This is a genomic window from Carboxylicivirga linearis (genome assembly GCF_018271995.1).
Classification (GTDB): domain Bacteria; phylum Bacteroidota; class Bacteroidia; order Bacteroidales; family Marinilabiliaceae; genus Carboxylicivirga; species Carboxylicivirga linearis.
Map to the genome: position 1 here is coordinate 1 of NZ_JAGUCO010000047.1, position 7,525 is coordinate 7,525.

Annotated in this window: 12 protein-coding genes; 9 read left to right on the forward strand and 3 right to left on the reverse strand. The window is 35.3% G+C overall.

The genetic code is table 11. The annotated features are described in order from the left end of the window. The 6 genes from KEM10_RS23075 to KEM10_RS23100 all read left to right on the forward strand — a co-directional run. A partial coding sequence (locus KEM10_RS23075) for a hypothetical protein (RefSeq protein WP_212220491.1) occupies positions 1–251 on the forward strand: 251 nt, incomplete at its 5' end. A gap of 1 nt (position 252) precedes the next feature. Next, on the forward strand, positions 253–1,119 hold the full coding sequence (locus KEM10_RS23080; protein WP_212220494.1) for a hypothetical protein: 867 nt from the start codon (positions 253–255) through the stop codon (positions 1,117–1,119). Between the two features lie 14 nt (positions 1,120–1,133). Then, positions 1,134–1,766 carry a P-loop NTPase family protein gene (locus KEM10_RS23085; protein ID WP_212220497.1) on the forward strand — a complete coding sequence of 211 codons (633 nt, stop codon included), beginning with the start codon at positions 1,134–1,136 and terminating at the stop codon, positions 1,764–1,766. A gap of 1 nt (position 1,767) precedes the next feature. Then, the gene (locus KEM10_RS23090) at positions 1,768–2,100 is read left to right on the forward strand and encodes a hypothetical protein (protein ID WP_212220500.1); all 333 of its coding nucleotides are present in this window, start codon (positions 1,768–1,770) and stop codon (positions 2,098–2,100) included. Continuing rightward, positions 2,097–2,510 carry a hypothetical protein gene (locus KEM10_RS23095; RefSeq protein WP_212220502.1) on the forward strand — a complete coding sequence of 138 codons (414 nt, stop codon included), beginning with the start codon at positions 2,097–2,099 and terminating at the stop codon, positions 2,508–2,510. Before KEM10_RS23090 ends, KEM10_RS23095 begins: the two co-directional genes overlap by 4 nt. Then, positions 2,507–3,067, forward strand: coding sequence for a glycoside hydrolase family 108 protein (locus KEM10_RS23100; RefSeq protein WP_212220504.1), 561 nt, complete (start codon positions 2,507–2,509; stop codon positions 3,065–3,067). The genes KEM10_RS23095 and KEM10_RS23100 overlap by 4 nt, the downstream gene beginning before the upstream one ends. A 37-nt stretch (positions 3,068–3,104) precedes the next feature. Here the strand turns inward: KEM10_RS23100 and KEM10_RS23105 are convergent, their stop codons facing one another. Together KEM10_RS23105 and KEM10_RS23110 are read right to left on the reverse strand one after the other, a co-directional pair. Then, positions 3,105–3,887 carry a hypothetical protein gene (locus tag KEM10_RS23105; RefSeq protein ID WP_212220507.1) on the reverse strand — a complete coding sequence of 261 codons (783 nt, stop codon included), beginning with the start codon at positions 3,885–3,887 and terminating at the stop codon, positions 3,105–3,107. After that, entirely contained in the window at positions 3,880–4,455 is a 576-nt protein-coding gene (locus tag KEM10_RS23110; RefSeq protein ID WP_212220510.1) for a hypothetical protein, read from the reverse strand. The genes KEM10_RS23105 and KEM10_RS23110 overlap by 8 nt, the downstream gene beginning before the upstream one ends. A gap of 271 nt (positions 4,456–4,726) precedes the next feature. Between KEM10_RS23110 and KEM10_RS23115 the strand changes: the two genes are divergently transcribed. Genes KEM10_RS23115 through KEM10_RS23125 form a run of 3 tightly spaced genes read left to right on the forward strand, consistent with a single transcriptional unit; the run spans position 4,727 to position 6,742 of the window. Continuing rightward, on the forward strand, positions 4,727–4,960 hold the full coding sequence (locus tag KEM10_RS23115; protein ID WP_212220513.1) for a hypothetical protein: 234 nt from the start codon (positions 4,727–4,729) through the stop codon (positions 4,958–4,960). Continuing rightward, the gene (locus KEM10_RS23120; RefSeq protein WP_212220516.1) at positions 4,957–5,337 is read left to right on the forward strand and encodes a hypothetical protein; all 381 of its coding nucleotides are present in this window, start codon (positions 4,957–4,959) and stop codon (positions 5,335–5,337) included. The genes KEM10_RS23115 and KEM10_RS23120 overlap by 4 nt, the downstream gene beginning before the upstream one ends. Beyond that, complete coding sequence (locus KEM10_RS23125; RefSeq protein ID WP_212220519.1) at positions 5,315–6,742, forward strand: HesA/MoeB/ThiF family protein; 1,428 nt, start codon at positions 5,315–5,317, stop codon at positions 6,740–6,742. The genes KEM10_RS23120 and KEM10_RS23125 overlap by 23 nt, the downstream gene beginning before the upstream one ends. Positions 6,743–6,748: 6 nt before the next feature. On the opposite strand, the gene KEM10_RS23130 is transcribed toward KEM10_RS23125, so the two are convergent. Beyond that, positions 6,749–7,525, reverse strand: a 777-nt coding sequence (locus KEM10_RS23130) for a tyrosine-type recombinase/integrase (RefSeq protein WP_212220522.1), incomplete at its 5' end; no start/stop codon positions are given.

The following is a 7,525-nucleotide window of genomic DNA, read 5'->3' on the forward strand; positions in this document are numbered from 1 at the left end:
TTTATCCGCAAGGTCAGGAACGCATTTACATCAACAAGTGCTTTGATAACCTGATTTATGCCATCAAGGAGCATTTATCCATTAAATCATTTGAGGCATTTACTGATAAACGTGCCGATGAGTACATCGACCTGACCGAAAAAGGTAGCGTGAATAAAGGTGTAATAGTGGGCAAAGAGCGCAAACTGAAACTTGCCAAAATCAGGGCTAAAGCAATTCGCATTAAACAGAAACAATTAAAAATATCGTGATATGAAACTTACAGTTAAAAACTACAAGGAAGCCACCAAAAATATTGACTTCAAAAAGTTGCCGGAAGCAGCACAGGAAGCACATAAAGAGTTCGATTCATTTGCCGATTTCTACAATGAGGATAAGGACATAAAAGAGATGCTTGATAATCATTTCAAAATCGTTGAACCTTACCTAAAGGATTCAGGAAAGAAAAGTCCTGCACCTAAGAAAGCACCAGCGAAGAAGAAGACCGCTTCGTCACAAAAATCGACAAAAAATGTGACAAAGAAAGCTGCACCAAAACGGACTACCACAAAGAAAACGACAGCACAAAAAAAAGCACAACGAAAACCCATCGAGGTTGATTTGATGCCGTTGGAGATTAAGGTAATCAGACGTTATCTGAACTTCCACAATAAGAAGGTAACAGAACGTCAGGTATCGCTTTTGTACAAGGTTATTCAAAAGGCTGCTACCGAAAAGACTATCCGTAAAACAAGCAAGTATGCCTCTGAAATAAAAAGTATCAGCAATGACCTTATCAAAACTTACAAGGATATGAATGGTACTTGCAAGTTTGAAGTTCCTGATTCCTTATACACGAAACTGAAAAAGATTGTGGATGACTACGGTGTTACTCCGGCAGTTGCATTGATTAAAAGGTTTATCAATCTGTATGGCAATATCACAAAGACAAAAGCCCAACGCTTGCTAACCACAGTTACCAACTCATTAAAAAACGGTAAGGTTGATAAAGCCGACAAAGAATTTGAACAGGTTAAAAACGTTCAAAAGCATTTACACGATTATCTGGAGAGTGACAAGCTGCTTGTTACCAATGTTCAGCTAAAAGGTTTACAGGGCATTGCCGGATTGGGAAAGTAAATGCCACTACTTCTATGCCCAAAAGTAGTGGCTCACCATACAGGGCATTCAATCCCGGCACCACAAGAACCACAGTCATCGCATCTGACCAGGTTGTTTTGGCAAACGACCTTGCCAAAATGAATTTCAAGACCATCTCTATCAGGGGAAAGTTCGGCAAGCTCTTAGGCAAGCTGTATATCCCATTCTATATAATGATTTACGGCTCACGCTTTCATGGCAAAAGTACCGTAGCCTTGATGTTTGCCGATGAATTGGTAAAGCAATACGGTTACAAAGTCCTGTATGTCGCCAATGAAGAGGGTGCAAAAGGAACGATGCAGGAGAAAGTGATAAGGCTCGGAATTAACAGCCCAATAGGAATCATCGAGGACTACAATCCGAAGTTATTCAAAGATTACGATGTGGTATTTATCGACAGTACCCAAACAACCGATATTTCCAACGAGGAATTTAAAGAGCTGAAGAAGCAGTTCCCAAACACCTCATTTGTAATCATCAATCAGGCAAACCGAGATGGAAGCTCCAAAGGCGGAACTAAGTGGGAGCATATTGTGGATGCCATTATGCACATCGAAAACCAAAGTGCAACAATGGAGAAAAACCGCTTTCCGGAGGGTAGTACAGAAACCATTAAAATCTTTTAGCATGGAAGAAATGACAATTAAATTCTATTGGCTGATAATTGGAGCTTTCAGTTCGCTTATCGTTGGTGTAGTTTCTTTCATCATCCGCAATGCCATTTCAAAGAACGCCACAAAAGAAACGGTGGATGCTAAAACCGATTTGTTGGAAAAGGATATTCAGCACTTGACTAAAGAGCTTGCTTCATGCGAAAACAAGTTTACGGTACTGCATAAACGAATATCTGATTTAAGGGACAGCTCCAAGGAGATTTATGTGAGCAAGGAACTATTTCACCAAACCATTAAACAACTCAACGAGAAGCTCGATACCATATTAAAATTTGTAGAACGATGAGAAAGATATTTGGAAAGGTTATCAATGCCGGAGCTGCGGAAACCTTAAAAGAGGGAACGAAGCTCATAGATGAAATATTCACCACTCAGGAAGAAAAGCTCCAGGGGAAAATGGAACTCTTTAAGATGGCAGTAGCTGATAGGAGTTCGGCCAGGGAGATGTATCAAAAAGACAGTTGGCTTCAAAAAGCCTTTGCAATTTTCTTCTTGATTGCATGGTGTGCATTGACTTTCGTAATGCTGAACTACTTCATTTTCGATACTATTCAGCTTGATGATTGGCAAATTGCATTTGTAAGCAGTATCAACGGTGGAATATCCACCAAACTAAGCACCATTATTGATTTTCTTTTCGGTGGTGCAATATCAGGAGTTAACGATGTCAAACTTAAAAACAGACGTAAAAAATGAAAACATTTGATGAGTTGTTTGATGGCGTAATCAAACACGAAGGCTATTATGCCAACGTAGAAGGCGACCGAGGTGGGGAAACCTACATGGGTGTTGCCCGGATTTTACATCCCGATTGGGAAGGTTGGCAATATATTGATGCCTACAAAGAAACCTACGGTGAAATACCTTGGAACTTTAAGATTGATGTTCCTCAATTGACACAGCTTGTAAAGTATTTTTATCAGCAGACCTTTTACAAAAGGTTTAAAATTGATGAAATCTCCAATGGTTCACTACAAGAAATCATTTTTGACTGGTGTGTTAATAGTGGAGTATGGGGAGCCAGAGGCGTTCAACGTGTATTAAACCAATTCTTTGATGCAGACTTGAAGATGGATGGTATTATTGGTAAAATGACACTTGAAGCGATTGCAAATTGCCAACCAAAGGAACTATTTTGGGAAATCAAAAAAGCTCGAATCCGCTATTACCACAAGATTGCCAAGAAAGGCAAAAATCATTTATTCCTTGAAGGATGGTTAAAGCGGATTAGCTCGATTGAATTTGAAGTATAAATATCACCTCTCCCGAAATTTACTATTTGGTAAGTATTTATTCCGATATAGGCACGAGCTTATTTTCTCTCATCCAATTGATGCCTTTTTCTACACTACTTTGTGGAAATTTGCTTTTTTCTTTAGACCACTTATAAAACCTCTCAATTAATAGTTTTTCAGAGAAAATCTCAGGTGATTCTTTAATCTCTTTCCAACAATAAAATAGGGTTGCTATCAATTCTACATCGTCAGTCTTTTGCTTTTTAAAAGTGCTAATGAGCCATTGAATTTCTTTATCAAAAATTGAAAAATAGTTGTTATAATACTGCTTATATTTCTCAACACTTTCAAGTGGGCAATAATTGTATTTTGAATACCTTCCTTTCTTTTCAACTTTTACTTCAAACCATTTTTGGCGTTTAAACTGACTGTCAATACTATGCATAAATTTTCTATCGTAAGGGCCAGCAGCTTGTTTTGAATAGTATTCATCAGCTTTTAACTCACAAATTTGTTCTCCTAAATAAACCAATTTTTGAAATTTGACATGCCCAAAAGTTGGTTCATTGTGTAGCTGAGATGCTATCTCGGCAGCTAAAACAGCTCTTTTGAAATATAAATTACTCTTAGAAGATGATTTACTCTTAGGAGTTAATTTTCTTGAATCATTTTTTTTTGTTAATGATTCTATTTGACCTAATCCTTTTGCGATATATTTATCAATATCTATTCCTTCTTCCGCAAAAAATAAATCAGCAGACTCCTCATTATAACTAACCGATTCAGCAATATCATGTATTAAAGACACGTATCGCTCTTTATTATCTTTTTTATTCATGACCATTTGCCGTTTGAGTGATATTTTTAACTATTCGTCTTAATCTTTTCATTCTATTGTCATACTCCTGCGATGAAATTGATAAATCATCACAAATTTCAGAACGCTTAGAATCTTCATAATACTTACACTTAAATAAGGGTAATAGTTCATTATCCGTAGCTAATGTTTCTTCAATTTGAAGAACAATTGAATTTACATCAATATGCTCTTCCAGATAGTAGTCCTTAATGAATGTTTCCTTTGAAATAGCACTGCTATCATTAACATCTTCATAGCTATCCTCATATTTGTACTTCCCACTAGTTTTGCCATTTGAAATAATTTGACGAAGATAATTGTATTTTAAAAAGCTTATTAAATCCGGATTCCTTGAAGAATCGAATTTAGACTTATCGCTCAAATATTTGGATATTGCTTCCATAGTATAATCATAAGCGAGGTCTGCTCTTGATTTTTCCATCTCATTATTATCTCCAATTAAAACATAGGCATAAGCCATTAATACTTTAATGACTTTTTCCCATTCAATATTGTCATAATCGGAAGTGATTTTTAACTGTTCCAAACTACTCACTTATAATGTAATGCTAAAAACTTTAAAAAAATTGCCTTGCTAATGGCAATTTTTTATTTCCCATTAGCATTAATCAGTAAAGCTAGTAATAAACAGTAATATATAGAAAAATATGGCAAAAGATTCTAGTGGACGCAAGTTCAATCGCATACCCGGTTACACAAAAGTTGTCAACGGAAAGAAAATAGAGGTTAAACCTCATGTTAGGAGTAACAGAAAAGACTCAAAAGGTAAATAAATATTAACATTTAATTTTTTTAAGATGAACGACAAAACCGTTTTTTTTATTGAGAAGAAGAAGTTTGAAACTTCTGAAACACAGTTAACAGTAAAGCAAATACTTGTTGACAATGGTGGTTACAATCCACAAGAAAATGTTCTTGTATTAAAGCAAGGACATGATTTAGATGAGTTAAATGACCTCGAACAGGTTATTGAGATGAAAAATGGGATGCACTTTTCCATTTTTAGTAAAAAACCTAATCCAGTCTCATGAGTGTTTATGGGAAAGAGAGATTATACAATGATTTAATCTCAGATGATTATTCCGTTGAGTATTTGACCGATAGCAAAGGGATGGATTATGTTGCTATTACTGAATATGAAATTCAGTTTGGAATCTTTAAAGGACAAGGAATTGCGTTAGCTATTCCTGTCCCAAAAGATTACCCAAGAACTGCTGGAGCTAGTATTCACGTAAAATCTAATCCTCACCTTCTTGATTGTAAAGATACGATAGCAGGAAAACGAAATATTATTAATAGTAATCTTGGAAATGAGTGGAGATATTGGAGTTTTCGATTTAATCTTTCTGCTGAAAATCCAACAAAAGATTTAATGTCACAAATAAATGGAATATTTAAAAATATTTAAGCAAAAGAGTTTTAGCTGTGCTTTAAGTGAACCTATTGATGCAACCTTAAAGCAACATCTATTAAGAGAGGATGGACAAGAGGATTTAACTTTTGCCTTATGGATTCCTTCTGAAGGCAAAAATAAATTCACCGCAATCATCAAAGAGGTTATATTTCCAGAGAAGGGAGATAGAAATGTTCATGGCAACGTAAGTTATAATTACGAATATCTGTTACGAGTTTGTAGAATTGCATTGAAGAAAGGCTATGGTGTTGCATTATTGCATAGTCATCCTATTTCATTTGGATGGCAAGGCATGAGTGATGATGATAAATCGACTGAAATGAAGACATTTGTAAATGCTTTTTCTACAACCGAACTGCCTTTCGTTGGAATGACTTTAGGAAATGATGGATATTGGAGTTCCAGGATTTGGTATTATGGTGAAGACGAAGATATAATTTACAAATGGTCAGAATCCGTTAAAGTTGTAGGAAAAAAACTTCAACCATTTTTTAATGATAAAATTCTACCTGCAATTAAACCGAACGGACAAACAATCAGAACTGTAAATGTGTGGGGCGAAGAACAAAATGATGATATTACTCGCCTAAGAGTTGGTGTTATAGGACTTGGTAGTGTTGGTTCAGTTGTCTGTGAGATGCTTGCAAGAATGGGAATTTCCAAGTTTGTTTTAATAGATTATGATACCGTTGAAGAACATAATCTTGACAGATTGTGCGGTGTATTTAAAGATGATATAGGGGAGCGAAAAATTGATGTCATAAAAAGAAACATTGAAAAATCATCAACCTCAAACAACTTAGAAATCGAAATAGCTGATAAACATATAGCTAATGAAGTTGCCTATCGTTTATCACTTGATTGTGATGTTCTTTTTAGCTGTGTTGATAAGCCTTGGGGTAGATATATTCTAAACCATATCGCTTATGCACATCTCATTCCGGTAATTGATGGAGGTATTAGTATTGAATTTGATGATAGTAAAAAGCTAAACTTTGCGGATTGGACGGTTCATACAGTAACACCGGGAAGACCCTGTTTACATTGTTTAAATGCTTATCATTCTTCGGATGTTGAATTGGAAAAGCAAGGGCTTCTTGAAGATACATCGTATATTCAAGGTTTACCGGATAATCATCACTTGAAGAATCGTGAAAATATTTCTCCATTCAGTTTTAATCTGGCGTCAATGGAGGTGTTACATTTCATGGCTTTAGTAGCAGACCTTGTTGAACCTGAATATTATGGTGAGCAAAAATATAGATTTAAACATGGTTTCCTTAGTCGTAACTATGATGTTGAATGTGAAAAGTACTGTGATTTCGCAAACAATGTTGGTGTAGGAGATTCGATATTTGAATTATTTATTTCTGAAAATGAAGAGCCTAAATCTGCTTAAAGTAGATTAGGCTTTTACTTTCCCGAATGCCGTTAAGTGTTTAGCCACTTCTTTTTTAGTTTCATCTTCAAAGCTATCAAGGTAAAGCTCTGTAGTTCTAAGATTATTATGTCCCAAGCTTTCTCCTATATATTCAGTAGAAACACCTGAACGTTTTAATACAGTCGAAAAACTATGTCTTGCTGTGTAGGTAGTAACTGTTTTTTCAATACCAACCTCAGATGCAATTTTCTTCATGTGGTCATTTGTTCTTTTGATTAGTCTATCCAAACATCGCCTAATCTGTTTTTCGGTCATATCTTCATTTATGAAACGAAATATATAGTTTTCCGGAGAACGGTCTTTATTCCCCCACTTGTCAATTAGTCTTCTTAAATCATCAGTATAAGCAACACTTATTGGCTTAGATGATTTGCTAGTTTTTCTGGTTTTTCTACGAACAAATGTTATGAATTCATCATCAACATTCTTATACTTTAATCTGATAATATCGTTCATATTAGCCCCATTTAAAAGGTAACTAAATAGCCATAAATCTTTAGCTTCGTCACGATATGAAAACTCCTTACATTCGTAGTTATATATTTTTTCAATTTCATTCATTTTCAAAGCTCTTTTCACGTTTTGACTTGATGGAAGTTTGTAACCACCTTCACCAAAAGGGTAGTAATCTTTTGATATTGCACCCTCACGTTGAGCAATCTTGAATATTGTCCTTGTCGAAGCCATATAAGTATTGATTGATGACATTGAAAGATTTTGTGTCACCATCCATTGCTCATA

What these genes read in the sequence shown, in the direction of transcription:
- KEM10_RS23080 (WP_212220494.1), top strand. Translation starts at nt 253, where the DNA reads ATGAAACTTACAGTTAAAAACTACAAGGAAGCCACCAAAAATATTGAC.
- KEM10_RS23085 (WP_212220497.1), top strand. Translation starts at nt 1,134, where the DNA reads ATGCCCAAAAGTAGTGGCTCACCATACAGGGCATTCAATCCCGGCACC.
- KEM10_RS23090 (WP_212220500.1), top strand. Translation starts at nt 1,768, where the DNA reads ATGGAAGAAATGACAATTAAATTCTATTGGCTGATAATTGGAGCTTTC.
- KEM10_RS23095 (WP_212220502.1), top strand. Translation starts at nt 2,097, where the DNA reads ATGAGAAAGATATTTGGAAAGGTTATCAATGCCGGAGCTGCGGAAACC.
- KEM10_RS23100 (WP_212220504.1), top strand. Translation starts at nt 2,507, where the DNA reads ATGAAAACATTTGATGAGTTGTTTGATGGCGTAATCAAACACGAAGGC.
- KEM10_RS23105 (WP_212220507.1), bottom strand. Translation starts at nt 3,887, where the DNA reads ATGAATAAAAAAGATAATAAAGAGCGATACGTGTCTTTAATACATGAT.
- KEM10_RS23115 (WP_212220513.1), top strand. Translation starts at nt 4,727, where the DNA reads ATGAACGACAAAACCGTTTTTTTTATTGAGAAGAAGAAGTTTGAAACT.
- KEM10_RS23120 (WP_212220516.1), top strand. Translation starts at nt 4,957, where the DNA reads ATGAGTGTTTATGGGAAAGAGAGATTATACAATGATTTAATCTCAGAT.
- KEM10_RS23125 (WP_212220519.1), top strand. Translation starts at nt 5,315, where the DNA reads ATGGAATATTTAAAAATATTTAAGCAAAAGAGTTTTAGCTGTGCTTTA.